The 16,380-nt window shown below is 55.6% G+C and carries 19 protein-coding genes; 5 read left to right on the top strand and 14 right to left on the bottom strand.

The annotated features are described in order from the left end of the window. Window positions 1–66: 66 nt before the first annotated feature. A complete protein-coding gene (locus CAP31_RS04660) occupies window positions 67–831 on the bottom strand; it encodes a glycosyltransferase family 2 protein (protein WP_087448257.1) in 765 nt (254 codons plus the stop codon). Between the two features lie 262 nt (window positions 832–1,093). Between CAP31_RS04660 and era the strand changes: the two genes are divergently transcribed. From era to CAP31_RS04635, 5 genes are all read left to right on the top strand, one after another. Next, window positions 1,094–1,990 (top strand): GTPase Era, encoded by an 897-nt coding sequence (gene era, locus CAP31_RS04655; protein ID WP_087446473.1) that lies wholly within the window; start codon window positions 1,094–1,096, stop codon window positions 1,988–1,990. A gap of 14 nt (window positions 1,991–2,004) precedes the next feature. Then, on the top strand, window positions 2,005–2,766 hold the full coding sequence (gene recO, locus CAP31_RS04650; RefSeq protein ID WP_087446472.1) for a DNA repair protein RecO: 762 nt from the start codon (window positions 2,005–2,007) through the stop codon (window positions 2,764–2,766). Then, the gene (pdxJ, locus tag CAP31_RS04645; RefSeq protein WP_087446471.1) at window positions 2,763–3,491 is read left to right on the top strand and encodes a pyridoxine 5'-phosphate synthase; all 729 of its coding nucleotides are present in this window, start codon (window positions 2,763–2,765) and stop codon (window positions 3,489–3,491) included. Before recO ends, pdxJ begins: the two co-directional genes overlap by 4 nt. Before the next feature lie 66 nt (window positions 3,492–3,557). Next, a complete protein-coding gene (locus CAP31_RS04640) occupies window positions 3,558–3,746 on the top strand; it encodes a DUF2892 domain-containing protein (protein ID WP_087446470.1) in 189 nt (62 codons plus the stop codon). A 62-nt stretch (window positions 3,747–3,808) separates the two neighbouring features. Next, window positions 3,809–4,927, top strand: coding sequence for a M14-type cytosolic carboxypeptidase (locus CAP31_RS04635; protein ID WP_087446469.1), 1,119 nt, complete (start codon window positions 3,809–3,811; stop codon window positions 4,925–4,927). Here the strand turns inward: CAP31_RS04635 and CAP31_RS04630 are convergent. The 13 genes from CAP31_RS04630 to uppS all read right to left on the bottom strand — a co-directional run bounded on the left by CAP31_RS04630 (window position 4,919) and on the right by uppS (window position 16,380). Further along, window positions 4,919–5,365, bottom strand: coding sequence for a CopD family protein (locus CAP31_RS04630; RefSeq protein WP_087446468.1), 447 nt, complete (start codon window positions 5,363–5,365; stop codon window positions 4,919–4,921). The two genes, CAP31_RS04635 and CAP31_RS04630, sit on opposite strands and share 9 nt — an antisense overlap. Window positions 5,366–5,447: 82 nt before the next feature. Beyond that, a complete protein-coding gene (gene rnhB, locus CAP31_RS04625) occupies window positions 5,448–6,023 on the bottom strand; it encodes a ribonuclease HII (protein WP_087446467.1) in 576 nt (191 codons plus the stop codon). Continuing rightward, entirely contained in the window at window positions 6,014–7,177 is a 1,164-nt protein-coding gene (gene lpxB, locus CAP31_RS04620) for a lipid-A-disaccharide synthase (protein WP_087446466.1), read from the bottom strand. Before lpxB ends, rnhB begins: the two co-directional genes overlap by 10 nt. A gap of 2 nt (window positions 7,178–7,179) precedes the next feature. After that, complete coding sequence (gene lpxA, locus CAP31_RS04615; protein WP_087446465.1) at window positions 7,180–7,950, bottom strand: acyl-ACP--UDP-N-acetylglucosamine O-acyltransferase; 771 nt, start codon at window positions 7,948–7,950, stop codon at window positions 7,180–7,182. 15 nt (window positions 7,951–7,965) lie between these two features. Further along, window positions 7,966–8,394 carry a 3-hydroxyacyl-ACP dehydratase FabZ gene (gene fabZ / locus CAP31_RS04610; RefSeq protein WP_087446464.1) on the bottom strand — a complete coding sequence of 143 codons (429 nt, stop codon included), beginning with the start codon at window positions 8,392–8,394 and terminating at the stop codon, window positions 7,966–7,968. 1 nt (window position 8,395) lies between these two features. Further along, window positions 8,396–9,442: a UDP-3-O-(3-hydroxymyristoyl)glucosamine N-acyltransferase gene (lpxD, locus tag CAP31_RS04605; RefSeq protein WP_087446463.1), complete on the bottom strand. Its 1,047-nt coding sequence runs from the start codon at window positions 9,440–9,442 to the stop codon at window positions 8,396–8,398. A gap of 12 nt (window positions 9,443–9,454) precedes the next feature. Beyond that, complete coding sequence (locus tag CAP31_RS04600) at window positions 9,455–9,952, bottom strand: OmpH family outer membrane protein (RefSeq protein ID WP_087446462.1); 498 nt, start codon at window positions 9,950–9,952, stop codon at window positions 9,455–9,457. Between the two features lie 11 nt (window positions 9,953–9,963). Then, entirely contained in the window at window positions 9,964–12,276 is a 2,313-nt protein-coding gene (bamA, locus tag CAP31_RS04595) for an outer membrane protein assembly factor BamA (RefSeq protein ID WP_087446461.1), read from the bottom strand. Then, entirely contained in the window at window positions 12,276–13,418 is a 1,143-nt protein-coding gene (rseP, locus tag CAP31_RS04590) for an RIP metalloprotease RseP (RefSeq protein WP_369802455.1), read from the bottom strand. Before rseP ends, bamA begins: the two co-directional genes overlap by 1 nt. 29 nt (window positions 13,419–13,447) lie before the next feature. Continuing rightward, window positions 13,448–13,630, bottom strand: coding sequence for a site-2 protease family protein (locus tag CAP31_RS15280; RefSeq protein WP_369802441.1), 183 nt, complete (start codon window positions 13,628–13,630; stop codon window positions 13,448–13,450). Further along, window positions 13,630–14,820 carry a 1-deoxy-D-xylulose-5-phosphate reductoisomerase gene (gene ispC / locus CAP31_RS04585; protein WP_087446460.1) on the bottom strand — a complete coding sequence of 397 codons (1,191 nt, stop codon included), beginning with the start codon at window positions 14,818–14,820 and terminating at the stop codon, window positions 13,630–13,632. Before ispC ends, CAP31_RS15280 begins: the two co-directional genes overlap by 1 nt. Next, entirely contained in the window at window positions 14,817–15,629 is an 813-nt protein-coding gene (locus CAP31_RS04580; protein ID WP_087446459.1) for a phosphatidate cytidylyltransferase, read from the bottom strand. The genes ispC and CAP31_RS04580 overlap by 4 nt, the downstream gene beginning before the upstream one ends. After that, entirely contained in the window at window positions 15,619–16,380 is a 762-nt protein-coding gene (uppS, locus tag CAP31_RS04575) for a polyprenyl diphosphate synthase (protein WP_087446458.1), read from the bottom strand. Before uppS ends, CAP31_RS04580 begins: the two co-directional genes overlap by 11 nt.

Genomic DNA, 16,380 nt, shown 5'->3' with positions numbered 1-16,380 from the left:
AGTGCGACGGCACAAAAGCCGGCCTGATACAGTTGGCGACATGCTTTATAGCCGGCCCTCAGTCTTTCAAAACCGCCCCACCCCACGTTTAACCAGCAACAGTGGCAAGCGCAACACAAACCCGAGAAACAGGCGTAAATGCATCCAGCTCAATAACAGGTTGTCGCGCAAATAACGGAAGTGCGATACCCCGCCTTCCTCGGCACGGTAATAGCGCACCGGGGCGGGCAGGTTCACCGGCCTCACGCCGCGCCAGCACAAGCGTACCACGGCCTCCGGGTCGAAATCGAAGTGCCGCATCCACGGCTGATGGCGCATAACCCGCTGCAACGGTGCAATGGGATAGACGCGGAACCCGAACAACGAGTCACCTATCCCGGCCCATAGCGTTTCCAGATTCGCCCAGGCGTTGGATACACGCCGCCCCTGGACGCGCAACGCGGGTGCGCTGGCGTCGAATACCGGCATACCCAGCACCATGACCGCAGGCGCGCTGATCGATGCATCCATGAACACCGGGATCTGCTCGGCTGGATGCTGACCGTCCGAATCCATCGTCAGCACATGAGTGAACCCGGCAGCAGCTGCCAGATCGATGCCATGCAATACCGCGGCGCCTTTACCCTGATTGTGCGCCAACACGATCACGCGCAGACCGTCATCCTCGGCCGCCATGGCCTGCAACCCGGCTGCCGTGCCGTCGGTACTGCCATCGACGACGACCCAGACCGGCTGCCAGTACTGACGCGCTGCACGCACGGTTTCATAAACTTTCTCTCCCGGGTTATAACTGGGTATGAGTACGAGATGGGTAGCGGAAGTCGTCGTCATGAGCACGCTATAAATTTCAAAATCAATGTGAATGGATGCCCGGCAATTCGTCGGCCGGATAACACGCCGGGGCCACACTTGCGACAATCGCCCGGCCCGCGGATTATAGCGCATCGTCATTACATTCAGGTTATCGCAGTGATATATCGGGCAGCGCTGCGGCATTTGATCCTGCTCGCAAAAAGGCTGAGGAGTCAATTTCAAGCTGGCGGTCTTTTTAGGTTAAAATACAGGTATTCTCCCGCTATCCCCGGTCAACACCATGGACACCAGCAATCCCGATTTTCGCACCGGCTTTATCGCCGTTATCGGTCGCCCCAACGTAGGCAAATCCACGCTTACCAACCGTATCGTCGGGGCCAAGGTCAGCATTACCTCGCGCAAGGCGCAAACCACGCGTCATCGCATCCACGGCATCTATACCGGTGACGACGCGCAGTTCATTTTCGTCGATACGCCCGGCTTTCAGACGCAATACAGCAGCGCGCTCAATCGCGGCATGAACAAAACCGTGGTGGATGCGCTGCACTCGACTGACGTGGTGCTGTTCGTGATCGAAGGCACGCGGTTCGATGCGCGCGATCAGAAAGTGCTGGAATTACTGCCCAGCGACCTGCCGGTGATACTGGTGCTCAACAAGATCGATCTGGTCAAGGAAAAAGACCAGCTGCTGCCGTTTATGGCATCGATGAACGAGCGCTTCAAATTTGCATCCATCGTGCCCATCTCCGCACGCAATGGCGAACACTTGCCGCAACTGCTGGCCGAGATCCGCAAGTACCTGCCGGTCGCCGTACCGATGTTTGACGAGGATGATATCACCGATAAAAGCGAGCGTTTCCTCGCGGCCGAAATCGTGCGCGAGAAGGTATTCCGCCTGTCCGGCGAAGAAGTGCCGTACTCCGCCAGCGTAATGATCGAAAAATTCGAGCAGGAAGGCGAATTGCGCCGCATCTTTGCCAGCATTCTGGTCGACAAGGACAACCAGAAAGCCATTCTCATCGGCCACGAGGGCAGCAAGCTCAAGGAAATCGGCACCTCAGCACGGCTGGATATGGAACGCCTGTTCGGCGGCAAAGTGTACCTGGAGCTGTGGGTCAAGGTCAAAGGCGGCTGGGCGGACAGCGAACGCATCCTCAAGCAGCTCGGCTACGACTAAGTTTACGTTAATTCATGACTGCCAGGCTTCCCAGCTCCGCCCACGAACGTAGCCGTGTAGATAACACGGTAGGGCTGGTGCTGCACAGCTATCATTTCCGCGAAACCAGCCTGATCATCGAAACCTTTACCCGTGAGCATGGCCGCGTTGCGCTGGTGGCGCGCGGCGCCCGCCGTCCGCGCTCCCAACTGCGCGGCCTGATGCAGGCTTTCACCCCGCTGCTGCTATCATTTGCCGGCAAGAATGAGCTGCGCACCCTGCACAAAGCCGAATGGCAAGGCGGGCTGGCGCTGCCACAGGGCATGGGGCTATTGTGCGGCTTTTACATCAATGAGCTCATGCTCAAACTGCTGGCCCGCGACGACCCGCATCCGCAATTGTTCGAACATTATTACGCTACCTTGCAGGCGCTGGCCACGCCAGGCCTGACCCAGACCGGCTACGCCGTCATCCTGCGCCGTTTCGAGCAATGCCTGCTCGCCGAGCTCGGCTACGCACAACCGTTCACCCATGAAGCCGATAGCAGCAAACCCGTCATCGCCGAGCAGTATTACAGCTACGTCTGCGAGCGCGGCGCCTGCCTTGCCACAGACGAACACATGCCCGGCGGCATCATTCTGCGCGGCAAAACGCTGCTCGATCTTGCCAGCGGCGATTATGCCGACCCCGCCAGCCTGACTCAGGGCAAGCAACTGATGCGACACATCATTAACCACCACCTCGCCGGACAAACCCTGCATGCGCGAGAACTACTCAAGGATTTACAACAGTTATGATCCAGCTCGGCGTCAACATCGACCATATCGTCACCATCCGTCAGGCCCGCGGTACCCGTTACCCGAGCCCGGTACAGGCTGCGCTCGTTGCCGAAATGGCAGGTGCCGACGCCATTACTCTGCACCTGCGCGAAGACCGCCGCCATATTCAGGACCATGACGTAGACACACTGAGCCAGGTGCTTACCACGCGCATGAATCTGGAAATGGCCGTCACCGACGAAATGCTGGGTATCGCCTGCCGGGTCAAGCCGCAAGACGTCTGCCTGGTACCGGAACGCCGCGAGGAACTCACCACCGAAGGCGGCCTGGATGTGGCCGGGCAACTCGATAAAGTCAAACATGCCTGCGACGTGCTCGCTAATGCCGGCATTCGCGTCTCCCTGTTCATCGACGCCGACGAGCGCCAGCTGGATGCCGCCCGCGCCTGCGGTGCACCGGTAATAGAGATCCACACCGGTCGCTTCGCCGATGCGGAGAACGCCCACGACGAGGCCAATGAGCTGCGGCGCATCATCCGCGCAGTCGAATACGGCAATGCACTGGGTTTGCAGGTCAATGCCGGACACGGTCTGCATTATCACAACGTCCAGGCTATTGCCGCCATCCCCGGCGTCGCCGAACTCAACATCGGTCATGCGATTGTCGCGCAGGCACTGTTTGTCGGCTGGGAAGCCGCGGTGCGCGATATGAAACGACTGATGGTGGCTGCAACCGGTCAATAAGCGCATACATCAGCATGCTGTTTATGTTCTAATAAGCATCCCATTAATATAAACAGGAGAGAGGCGATGATCCATAATGTTGGCACTGTTGACCGTGCAGTTCGTATTATTGGCGGGCTGGCTCTGATCGCACTGGCGGCAACCGGCACGATAGGCCTCTGGGGATGGATAGGCGTAGTACCGTTGGCAACCGGCATTATCAGCTGGTGCCCGGCATACGCACTACTTGGGCTAAATTCCTGCAAAACCAGGTAAGCGCTAGCGTTTTGCCTGCACCTGCGGTTTAATCTGCATTTCATGATTAAACCGCAGATGCAATGTTAATTTCCAGTCAATTCGATGCCGGTGCGATTGAAGTCCTGTCCGCTGCCGACGCCAGTACTATCCAGTTGAATATCCGGGCCGATAACGCCGCAGAATTCCGTCAATGGTTCTATTTCCGCGTTCATAGCGCTGCCGACACTCCGCTCACGCTGCGTTTGCTGAATGCAGGCGATTGTACCTATGCCGACGGCTGGCAGGATTATCAGGCCATGGCGAGCTATGACCGGCATAACTGGTTCCGCGTCCCTACCGATTATGACGGGCAAGTGCTGACCATACGCCACCGCCCGCAGCATGACGATGTGTATTATGCCTATTTCGCGCCTTATGCTTACGAGCGCCATCTGGATTTGCTTGCCCGCGTCTCGACGGCGGACAATGTGCGCATCAGTTCTTTGGGAAACAGCATGGAAGGACGCCCTCTGGACGCTATCCACTGGGGCAAAGGCGTACTGCCGGTATGGATCATTGCCCGGCAGCATCCCGGTGAAACCATGGCGGAATGGCTGATCGAAGGCTTGCTGGATCGGCTGACCGATCGCAGCGACCCCGCAGCACGGCGGCTGGCGCAGATCGCCACGCTGCATATCGTTCCCAACATGAATCCTGACGGTGCCATACACGGCAATCTTCGCAGCAATGCGGCCGGCGTCAATCTGAACCGGGAATGGCAGCAGCCCAGTCTCGCACGCAGCCCGGAAGTGCTGCATGTGCGCCAGGCCATGCACGATACCGGCGTTGCACTATTCCTCGATATCCACGGCGATGAGACCATCCCGTACGTATTCACCGACGGTTGCGAAATGATACCCGGTTACGCGCCGGAACTGGTGGCGAAGCAATTCGAATTCACCCGCATGCTGCAACAGGCCAGCCCGGATTTCCAGACGCAATACGGCTATGCGCCGGATCGTTTTTCGGATGAAATGCTGACGTTGGCATCAAAATACATTGGCCATCACTTCGGTTGCGTATCGCTGACGCTGGAAATGCCGTTCAAGGACAATGCCGATTTGCCTGATCCGCAACATGGCTGGAGCGCGGCACGCAGCAAGCATCTGGGTGCCGCGCTGCTGTCACCCATACTGACGCATTGCCTGAAACTATCCTAGATAAACACCCAGCGTCGCGATGGTTACCGTCAGCAGGCCCAGGGTCAGATTGATCGCAATCAGCTTGCGGATCTGACCGAGAGCGCCACCGCCGGCTTTCCAGTCCTGCGCGACAACGGCACGCTTGAGACGCTTGAATGGCGCAAAGAATACGTGCGCGAACAGCAGCATCATGACCACGCCGAGCACGAACATGAGCATCACATACACCGGCGGTTTGCCGAGCTGCGCCATCATGTACAAACCGCTAACCAGTATCAGCGCAACAGACGCCCACACCCAAGGAAAGAACCGGCCGAATACGCCTTCCCACAAACTCAGACGCTGCGGCGGTTCCAGCCGTTCAGCGGCAATCGGACGCAATGCCATATATGCAAAGAACATTCCGCCTACCCAGATCACCACACTCAACACATGTAAAAACTTTGCCAAAATCATGTAATTTCCTTTCAATGAATGAATGCAATCCCAACAACAATGTTCCTTGCTGGTTAACCACGCTACGTCACGCAGGCGCTGACTAAAACAGTGTTTTTTGCGCCAGGCCCTGAATGGGCGCATAACTCAAACGATGCTCCGGCGAAACGCCGTGTTGCAGCAGCGCCGCCATATGCGTCTCGGTCGGATAACCTTTATGCTGATCGAAACCGTATTGCGGATAAAGCGCATGCAGGCGCAGCATATCCCGGTCACGCGCGGTCTTGGCCAGGATCGACGCCGCAGAAATAGACGGCTCCGACAGGTCGCCCTGAACTATGGCGCGGCTCGGCAGATTTATCTTCGGGCAATGCAGCCCGTCGACCAGCACCTCGTCAGGCACCTTGTCCAACGTCATAATCGCCCGTTGCATCGCCAGCAGCGAAGCCTGCAGGATATTAATCTGGTCGATTTCGGCTGCCGTTGCGAAACTGACTGCGTATGCCAGTGAACGTTCCATAATAAGCAGTTCGAGTTCATCCCGGCGCTTGGCGGTCAATTTCTTCGAGTCATTCAATCCGTCTATCGGTCGTGCCGGGTCGAGAATCACCGCAGCGGCGTACACGGCACCGGCCAGCGGCCCGCGCCCTGCCTCATCCACGCCGCAGATCAGGCGCATTTGCTTCTCAAATAGGGCAGCACGGCATCGGCCATTTTTTCCGCGGTATTCTGCTTCAATACCCGGTATTGCCGGTTGAATTCGGTTTCTATCTCGGCACGGCGGGTTTTATCGCCCAGCAGGGCAATCAAGGCTGCGGCCAATTGCGGGGCAGTGGCGTTTTCCTGCACCAGTTCCGGCACCACATCGCGATTGGCCAGGATGTTAGGCAAACCCACCCACGGCAAATAAGCCTGACGCCGCATCAGGTAAGCTGTGAATTTCGGCACCCGATAAGTGATCACCATCGGCCGTTTCAGCAACGCGGCCTCCAGCGTTGCCGTACCCGAAGCAACCAGCACCAGATCGGCCGCAGTCATCGCATAATCGGCGTGACCGATCATCATCTGTATCGACGGCGGATGATCACAGGCATGCAGCGCTGCGGTAAATATCTCGCGCGTCGCCCGACTGATCAGCGGCACAACGAAGCGCACTTCGGGATAATGCGCCTGCACCAGCTGAGCCGTCTCCACGAATAACTGTGCATGCTGCTGCAGCTCGCCTACGCGGCTGCCGGGTAACAAGGCGATAATGGGTGTAGCCGCTGGCAGATTCAAGCGTTCGCGCGTAGCCAGCTTATCCGGTTGCTCCGGCAGCATATCAGCCAGCGGATGGCCGACATAGGTCACCGGGATCCCGGCATTGCGGTAGATCGCCTCTTCAAACGGGAATACCACCAGCATATGCGATACCGCACGCGCGATTTTTTTGATGCGACCACCGCGCCAGGCCCAGATCGACGGACTGACGTAATGGACAGTAGGGATGCCACGCGCTTTCAGGTCGGATTCCAGTCCCAGATTAAAATCCGGCGCGTCAATGCCGATAAATAAATCCGGCGGGTCGGCCAGTATGGCCTGCTTGAGTTTACGCCGTATGCCCAGTATCTCCGGCAAATGACGCAGCACCTCGACATAACCGTTGACCGAGAGCTTTTCCATCGCAAACAGCGTCCGGGCGCCAGCAAAAATCATTTTCGGCCCGGCGATCCCGTAGAATTCGGCGGTCGGACAACGAGACTTGATCGCCTTGATCAGATGACTGCCCAACAAATCACCGGAAGCTTCGCCTGCGACAATAGCTATGCGCGGCGGTCGACTTTTGGCTTCCATAATCAACGGATAATTCCACGTTCGGATTGTGCCAAAAAGTCCGAGATCAACGCGACTTCCGGCACTTCTGCAACGAGTTCAGCCAGCCTGGTTTGCGCTTCGCTAAAACTCAGACCTTCACGATAGAGAATTTTATAGGCGCGCTTCAGTCCGGCGAGCGCCGCTGCTGAAAAACCTCGGCGCTTGAGTCCTTCGCTATTCAGGCCATGCGGTGCAGCCGGCTGCCCTGCCGCCATCACATAAGGCGGAATATCCTTGAACACCACACTGGAAATACCCGTCATCACGTGTGCGCCTATCTTGCAGAATTGATGCACACCGGTAAAGCCGCCGAGGATTGCATAATCGCCTACATGCACGTGTCCGGCCAGCGAAGCATTATTGGCAAAGATGGTATTGTTCCCCACCTGGCAATCATGCGCCAGATGGACATACGCCATGATCCAGTTATCATTGCCGACGCGGGTTACACCCACGTCCTGTATCGTACCGACGTTAAACGTGCAGAACTCGCGAATAATGTTGCGATCGCCTATTTCCAGTCGCGTCGGTTCGCCTGCATATTTTTTATCCTGCGGGATTTCGCCCAGAGAGCAGAACTGGAAAATCCGGTTATCGCGTCCAATCGTGGTGTGCCCGTGAATCACCGCATGGGCGGCAACGGTGGTGCCATCGCCGATCTGCACGTGTTCGCCGATGATGCTGTACGGGCCGATGCTGACATTCGTGCCCAGCTGTGCACCCAGATGGATAATTGCAGTTTCATGTATCATTAAACTTGGCTTTCTTTAGCGCAATGTTGCCATCATCTCGGCTTCTGCAACACGCTGACCATCCACTTCGGCGTAAGTCGCATATTTCCATATGCCTTTGAGGTTGCGCAAGATTTCGACGTGCAATACCAACTGATCGCCAGGCATCACCGGCTTTTTGAAACGCGCGCCGTCAATCCCGGCGAAATACACGACTGCGTCGCTATCCGGCGGATTACCTACCGTCTTGAACGACAGCAGAGCGGCGGCCTGTGCCAGTGCCTCCAGTATCAGGACACCGGGCATTACGGGATGCTTGGGGAAGTGTCCGGTAAAGAACGGCTCGTTCATCGTGACGTTTTTCAATGCGGTGATGCTTTTCCCCGGTTCCAGAAAAATGACTCTATCTACCAGCAGGAATGGCGGACGATGCGGCAAATACGCCATGATTTCATTGATATCCATACTATTCATTTGTTTTTTTCTCCAATGCTTCCAGCTGTTTTTCCAATGCGCGCAAACGTTTGGCCATGCTGTCGAGATGGCGCATCTGCACTGCATTCTTTAGCCATTCGCCGTGTTCGGAAAATGGCAAAGCCGAGGTATAAGTCCCCGGCTTGGGTAATGATTTGGTAATCAGGGTATTGGTCGAGATGTTCACCCTGTCGGCAATCTCGATATGGCCGAAGATCATGGCGGCGCCGCCTATCGTGCAATGAGCGCCAATATGGGCGCTGCCCGCAATCCCGGTACAGGCGGCAATCGCGGTATGCTCACCGATATACACGTTATGCGCTACCTGGATCTGGTTATCCAGCTTGACGCCGTCGCTGATAATGGTATCGTCAAGCGCACCTCGATCAACGGTAGTATTGGCACCGATTTCGACATCGTTGCCGATCACTACGCGTCCAATCTGCGGAATCTTCAACCAGCGCCCGGCATCCGGTGCAAGCCCGAAACCATCCGCGCCTATGACGCAGCCGGAATGCAGAATCACCCGGTCGCCCAATACGCACCGATGGTATACCGTCACGTTGGCATAAATCAGCGCATCGCAGCCAATCACGACTCCCGCGCCTATCACGCTGCCGGCACCGATGATGCTGCGTGCGCCGATGACCACATCGCGCTCAATCACAGCGTTAGCGGCAACCTGCACGTCGACACCTAAGTTTGCATCAGGATGAATGACCGCACTCGGGTGGATACCGCTCTCACCGCGCAATGGCGGATTGAACAGATTCGAGACTTTGGCGAAATAGGTATAGGGATGCGCAGTAACGATGCGAGGTTTGTCACTCGCTTCCTCCATATCGGGACCCACGATCAATGCGCCTGCCCGACTGGTGGCAAGCTGATCGCGATACTTGAGGTTCGCTAAGAAGGCGAGCTGATGCCGATCGGCGTGAGCGAGGCTTGCCACTTGCGAAACTGACGTCAGTTCATCGCCATGGACCTCGCCGCCGAACCGCTCCACCAACTCAGCCAGGGTATAGGCGGTAGCTGACATGACGGGTGCGGCTTACTGTGACAAGGTACGAATGATACGATCAGTAATATCAATCTTGGGGCTGAAATAAATAGCGTCTTCTAGAATCACATCGTATTTTTCGGATTCGCCATAAGCCTGGATCGCCTTGCGCGCGCGATCCTGCACCTTGACCAGCTCTTCATTACGGCGCAGATTCAAATCTTCGCGAAATTCGCGCACGCTGCGCTGATATTCGCGGTTCAGATTTGCCAGATCACGTTCTTTATTACGCCGGTCGGTGTCGGACAGGGTAACACCGTCTTTTTCGATCTGGTTTTGCAGGTCCCTGGCCTGTTTGGCCATTTTCTGCAATTCTGCATCGCGCGAAGCAAACTCTTTCTCCAGTCTCTTCTGCGCTGCCAAGGCGATAGGCGCTTCGCGGAATACGCGTTCGGTGTTGACGAAGCCTATTTTCAGATCGGCCAAAGAGGCTGAACTCGCCACCAGCAGCGCTGCAGCGACTAAAGTTTTTAACCATGGCTTGCTCAAAGCATTACTCCTTAGAATACTTGACCCAGCGTAAACTGGAATACTTGTTTTTTATCATCGGTTTGCGGATTAAGCGGTTGCGCAAGGCTGAATTTTAGCGGGCCGACCGGCGATATCCAGTTTACAGCCAGACCCGTCGAATAACGCAAATCCTGGAATGAGAAATTGCTGTAACGGCCTAAATAGTCTCCTGGACCTGCAACTTCACCGGCATCGAAAAATGCACTCAGGCGTACGGATTTGTCATTCCCCATACCTGGCATCGGGAACAATATCTCGGCATTCGCTACCACACGCTGAGTGCCGCCTGCTGAAACAACATTGCCGTACTGATCCAAATACTTCGGCCCTATGGTCGCAGTATCGTAACCACGTACCGAACTTACACCGCCTGCATAGAAATTTTTAAAGAATGGCAAGCCCTGCCCGCCATATCCGTCACCAACGCCTATTTCACCATTCAGCATCAGCGTAAAGTTTTTACTTAACGGTTTAAACCATTGCTGCTGATAATTTATCTTATAGTACTTCAAGCTGCCTGGCGGCACACCCACTTCACCATATATCCGTTGCAACATACCCTTGGTGGGGTAAGTCAGACTGTCACGACTGTCGCGCGACCATCCCAGATCAGTGCGGAGCGTGTCGTTGGTATTACCGTACTGGTTCACGAAATTCACATATTGTATCGGGCTCGTCGCCGGATCCACGGTCAGCGTAAAACGCTCATACGCCAGACCCAGACTGAGCGCATCTTTCTCATTGAGCGGGATACCCAAACGCACACCGGCACCGACTGTCGAGTTCTTGTAGCTGGAGATCGTCGTCAAACGACTGGTATCGGTATCGCGCCGATACAAATCGTAACCCAGACTCAACCCATCCGGGGTGAAATAGGGATTGGTATAAGAGATCGAATAGATCTTGTTAACACCGCCGCTGTTGATCCTGGCGGTCAGCGCATTGCCGCTGCCGAAGAGGTTATTCTGCGAGATCGAACCTGACAGGATCAGGCCTTCGGATGAAGAGAAACCGGCACCGACCATGATGTTACCAGTCGGTTTTTCAGTCACTGTCATGTCCACATCGACCTGATCAGTCGTGCCGGGCACCGGCGGCGTTTCGACATTGATATCGCTAAAATAGCCCAGGCGCTCCACACGCTCGCGCGAGCGCTGGATTTTATCCGCCGCGTACCAGCCGCCTTCCATTTGACGGAACTCGCGCCGCACGACTTCATCGCGGGTTCGTGTATTGCCATTGATATTGATGCGATTAACGTAGACTCGACGTCCTGCATCCACAAAAAACGTAAATGCGACTGTGTGCTTATTTTTGTCCACTTCAGGGACAGCATTGACGTTGGCAAACGCATAACCATCGTTACCCAGCCGGTCTCCGATCTTTTTCGCCGACTCGGTGATCTGTTCGCGGGAAAAAGTATCTCCCGGCTTGATGCTGATCAGTTTCTGCAATTCAGCGGCGGGCACTATCATTTCACCCGCCAGCTTGACGTCGGTAACGGTATATTTTTCGCCCTCGGTCAGATTCACCGTCAGATAGATATCATGCTTATCTGGTGTGATGGATACCTGGGTGGAATCGATATTGAATTCCAGATACCCCTGATTAAGATAAAACGACTTTAACGTTTCCAGATCAGCTGCCAGCTTCTGCTTTGAATACTGGTCATTCTTGGTATACCAGGTAAACCAGCCGGGCGTGCGCAGCTGGAACAAGTCACGCAGCTTCTTCCCGCTAAAAGCCTTGTTGCCGACGATATTGATATCCCTGATTTTCGCGACATCGCCGTCTTTGACATTAAAAGTGATCGCGACCCGGTTACGTTCCATCGGGGTGATCGTCGTTTCAATTTCCACGGCATATTTGCCATGACTGAAATATAAGCGCTTGATCTCTTGCGAAGCGCGATCCAGCATAGCCTTATCGAAGATGCGCCCTTCGGCCAGACCAGATTGCTTCAAACCATCCTTGATCTGGTCCGCGGTGAATTCCTTGCTGCCGATAATGTCTATTCTGGCGATCGCGGGGCGTTCTTCAACAGCGACGATGAGCACGCCATTCTGTTCTTCAAGACGGACATCCTTGAAAAATCCCGTTGCGTACAGCGCTTTAATAGCTGCCGCCGATTTTTCTGCGTCCAGCGTATCGCCTACCTTGACCGGCAGATAGCTAAACACCGTACCCGCTTCAGTACGCTGTATACCTTCAACGCGAATATCCTTGACGACAAAACTACCAACTGCATGAGCAGACATTGCCCACACACTGGTAACAAGTGCAATAGCGATTTTGTTTTGCATTATTGAGAACCAAACAAACGAGTAACGTCGTTGTAAAAAGCGAACACCATCAGCGTCAGCAGCACCGCCATCCCGAAGCGTTGTCCAAATTCCATGGCGCTCTCTGAGACCGGACTGCCCTTAATGGCTTCGATAATATAATACATCAAATGACCGCCGTCCAATAATGGAATCGGCAATAAATTGAGTACACCCAAACTGATACTGACAAGGGCAAGGAAGCTGATGAAAGCCAACCCGCCACTGCGCGCCGACTGACCGGCATAATCGGCAATGGTCAAAGGGCCGGACAGATTGTGCCATGACACCTCGCCCTTGATCATCCGACCCATCATGCCCAGACTGAACAAGGATGTTTCCCAGGTTTTGGCAAATGCCTGCCGCAAGGCACCGCCTAACGAATAATGCACCTCGGTCAGCATCTCCTTAAATATCACCTCATCTATTTTGGGGCCTGCACCGATTTTGCCGATTGTTTGCGGACCTTCCTGCGTGCGCTCCGGCGTCAGATCGATTTTTACCGGCTGGCCATTGCGGCTGACTACCACCGCCAGCAAATCCCCCGGATGCATACGCACCCATTGCACGAAATCCGCCCACACCTTGATGCTTTGCCCGTTTACCGTCACGACTCGATCGCCGACACGCAAGCCTGCACGTTGCGCGACGCCATCAGCGATTAATTGACCGATTTCGGCAGGTACTGCCGGTTCAAACAACTGCAGCCCCAATTGCGCCGACACATTGAACTTGCCGTCATCCAGCATCACACCGCCCGCATCGAGCTGGCGGAGAGTCCCGCCCGCCAGTTTTATCTGCAAGGGTTGATTTGCAGGCAGTGCGCGCACTAGAATCCAGTCCACATCGGCCCAGCTTTGTACCGGCTGACCCGCGATTTCACTGATTTCATCACCGCGGTGCAAACCGGCCACTGCAGCTGCAGACGCCGGCGCAGGCTCGGCCAATACCGGCTTGATCGCAGGCACGCCGTGCACAAACAACGCCCAGTACAGCAACACGGCCAACAGCAGATTAGCCACCGGCCCTGCAACGACAATCAACATCCGCGCCCAGACGCTTTGCCGGTTAAATGCTCGCCCCAGTTCGCCGGTAGCGACAGGCGCCTCGCGTTCGTCGAGCATTTTCACAAAGCCACCCAACGGAATCGCGGCTACCGACCACTCAGTGGCATCACGCCCCAGCGTTTGCTCAGCAAAGGCTTGCCAAAACCTACGGAAAAACGCAATACCTTGACGCCCACCCAGCGCGCTGCCAGATAATGCCCCAGCTCATGCACCACTACCAGCACGCCTAATGCAACAGCGAAAGCGAGTATGGTGCTCAGCAGATGCATTAGTTTATCGCTCGCGTTTGCAGATAGGCGCCGGCATCGCGCCGCGCTTGCGCGTCTGCTTCGACCAGGTCATCCAGAGAGCCCGGCTCTCCTGAGATGGCACGTGCCAGCGCATACTCGATACTTGCCGCAATATCGCCATAACCTGCTTGCCCTGCCAAAAACGCCGCCACTGCCGCCTCATTCGCCGCATTCAGTACCGCAGGCAGCATCCCGCCCTGGGCCAACGCATCGAATGCCAGTTTCAGGCAGGGGAAACGGCTGTAATCGGGCGCTTCGAAAGTCAAGCCGCGGCCAAACAGATCGAGTGCCGACACACCTGAATCTATTCGCTCCGGGAAGCCTAGTGCATAGGCAATGGGCGTGCGCATGTCCGGGTTGCCCAGTTGCGCTATGACAGAACCGTCCAGATAATCCACCATGGAATGGATCACGCTTTGCGGGTGGATCACCACCTGGATTCGCTCTGGCGCGGCATTGAACAGCCAATGCGCTTCGATGACTTCAAGGCCTTTATTCATCATCGTGGCCGAATCGACCGATATCTTTTTGCCCATCACCCAATTCGGATGCGTGCACGCCTGATCCGGGGTGACATGCGGCAGGTCATCCAATGGCAGGGTGCGGAACGGCCCACCCGATGCTGTCAGCAGAATGCGGCGTACTCCGCACGCAGCCAGATCGCCTTTGAATTCACGCGGCAAGGATTGAAAAATCGCATTGTGTTCGCTGTCGATCGGCAACAGTTCGGCTCCGCCTGCCGCAACTGCCTGCATGAACAGACGGCCTGCCATTACTAGCGTTTCCTTGTTCGCCAGAAGAATACGCTTGCCGGCATGTGCTGCGGCCATTGCCGGACGCAATCCGGCTGCCCCCACGATGGCCGCCATAACGGTATCCACCTCAGGCATGGAAGCAACCTGTTCAAGCGCCTCGATGCCGCACAGCACCTGCGTACTCACGCCAGCATCGCGCAACATACCGCGCAAACGCGCAGCCGCTCTCTCATCCAGCACCACAGCGTAACGCGGCTGATAACGACGGCATTGTTCAACCAGCTTTTCCAGTTGAGTGCTGGCTGTCAAGGCAACGATATTAAAACGTTCAGGATGACGGGCAACCACATCCAGAGTATTCACCCCTATCGTCCCGGTTGCACCCAGAATGGTCAGATTTTGTACTTTTGTCATAAAATTCGCTGCAATAAATCGGCATGCAACAGGATGAATGCAGCAATCGGCAAAGTTGAAGTAAGCGCATCGATACGGTCAAGTACGCCGCCATGTCCCGGCAAGATATTGCCGCTGTCTTTGACATTCGCCAGACGTTTCACCCATGATTCAAAAAGATCGCCCAGTATGCTCAAATACAGCATAACGACACCCAGCATCATGATCGGCAACGCCCAGGCATAAGGGTCGAATCTCGGCCCGCGCAACACCGCCAGCACGATTACGCCATATACTCCGACGGCGATGATTGCGCCGATCACACCCTCCCAGGTCTTGCCCGGGCTGATCGCCGGCGCCAGTTTATGCTTGCCGAATCGGCGTCCGGTGAAATAGGCTGCGGTGTCAGCGATCCACACCACACCCATTAACAGCAGCACCCACCACGGCCCCTGCTCGCGCAGTTCGACCAATGCCACCCACAAGGGCAACAGCACCAGCACACCCAGCGGCACGCGCAACCATGACGATCTGAGCTGCCAGCCTGCCGCCAGCCACAACGGCACGAACAGCAGCCACAACATCAGCGCGGCCAGATATATCCACACACTCAGATCGAAGAAATACACCACGCCGGCCAGCACCACATTTGCCAGGGCATAGCTCGCTCTTGCCGCCATCGAAAAACCTGAAAGCTTGCCCCATTCCAGCGCACCTATTCCCAACGGCACCAGCATCGCCATAGCCCACAAGGTATCCGGCAACAGGAATAGACAGGCGAGCAGACCGATCAACAACAAGGCAGCAGTCAATATACGTTTAAGTAACATGTTGTTTAAGTTGTTCGCTGGTTCGGCCAAATCGCCGCTCGCGCTGCTGGAAAGAGGTAATTGCCTGGTCCAGTGCAGCCGCGTCGAAGTCAGGCCACAAGGTTGAAGTAAAATACAGCTCAGTGTAGGCTAATTGCCACAAAAGGAAATTGCTGATGCGCTGTTCGCCGCCCGTACGAATGAACAAATCCGGTTCGGGAGCGTAATGCATCGACAGGTATGGCTCTAGATGATGTTCTGCCAGCGACTGTCCTGCCAGCTCCGGGTGATGCGCCATCAGCTTGGTCGCGGCTTGCAACACGTCCCAGCGCCCGCCGTAATTTGCCGCTATGGTCAGCGTAAGCCCGCCGTTGCCCGCGGTCAGCCGTTCGGAATCGTGTATTAGCTGTATAAGTTTGGGTTCAAAACGGGAAAGATCGCCTATCACTTTAAGGCGAACCTGATTTTTGTGCAGTTTGGTGACTTCGTGTTCCAGCGCATAGCGAAACAGTTCCATCAGCAATGATACTTCTTCTTCCGGACGCCGCCAGTTTTCGGAACTGAAAGCGAATAACGTCAGATACTTGACACCGCGCGCGGCGCAAGCCTTGATAACCTCACGCACCATTTCCACACCACGCTTATGACCCGCCACGCGCGGCATGAAACGCTTCTTCGCCCAGCGCCCATTGCCATCCATGATAATGGCAATGTGACGCGGGATTTCCGGGGACTCCGGAATAGCTTGCGTCGAACTGCTAAAAATATTCAC

This window comes from Sulfuriferula sp. AH1 (genome assembly GCF_002162035.1).
GTDB lineage: Bacteria > Pseudomonadota > Gammaproteobacteria > Burkholderiales > Sulfuriferulaceae > Sulfuriferula.
This window is presented reverse-complemented; position numbering and strand designations above follow the sequence as displayed.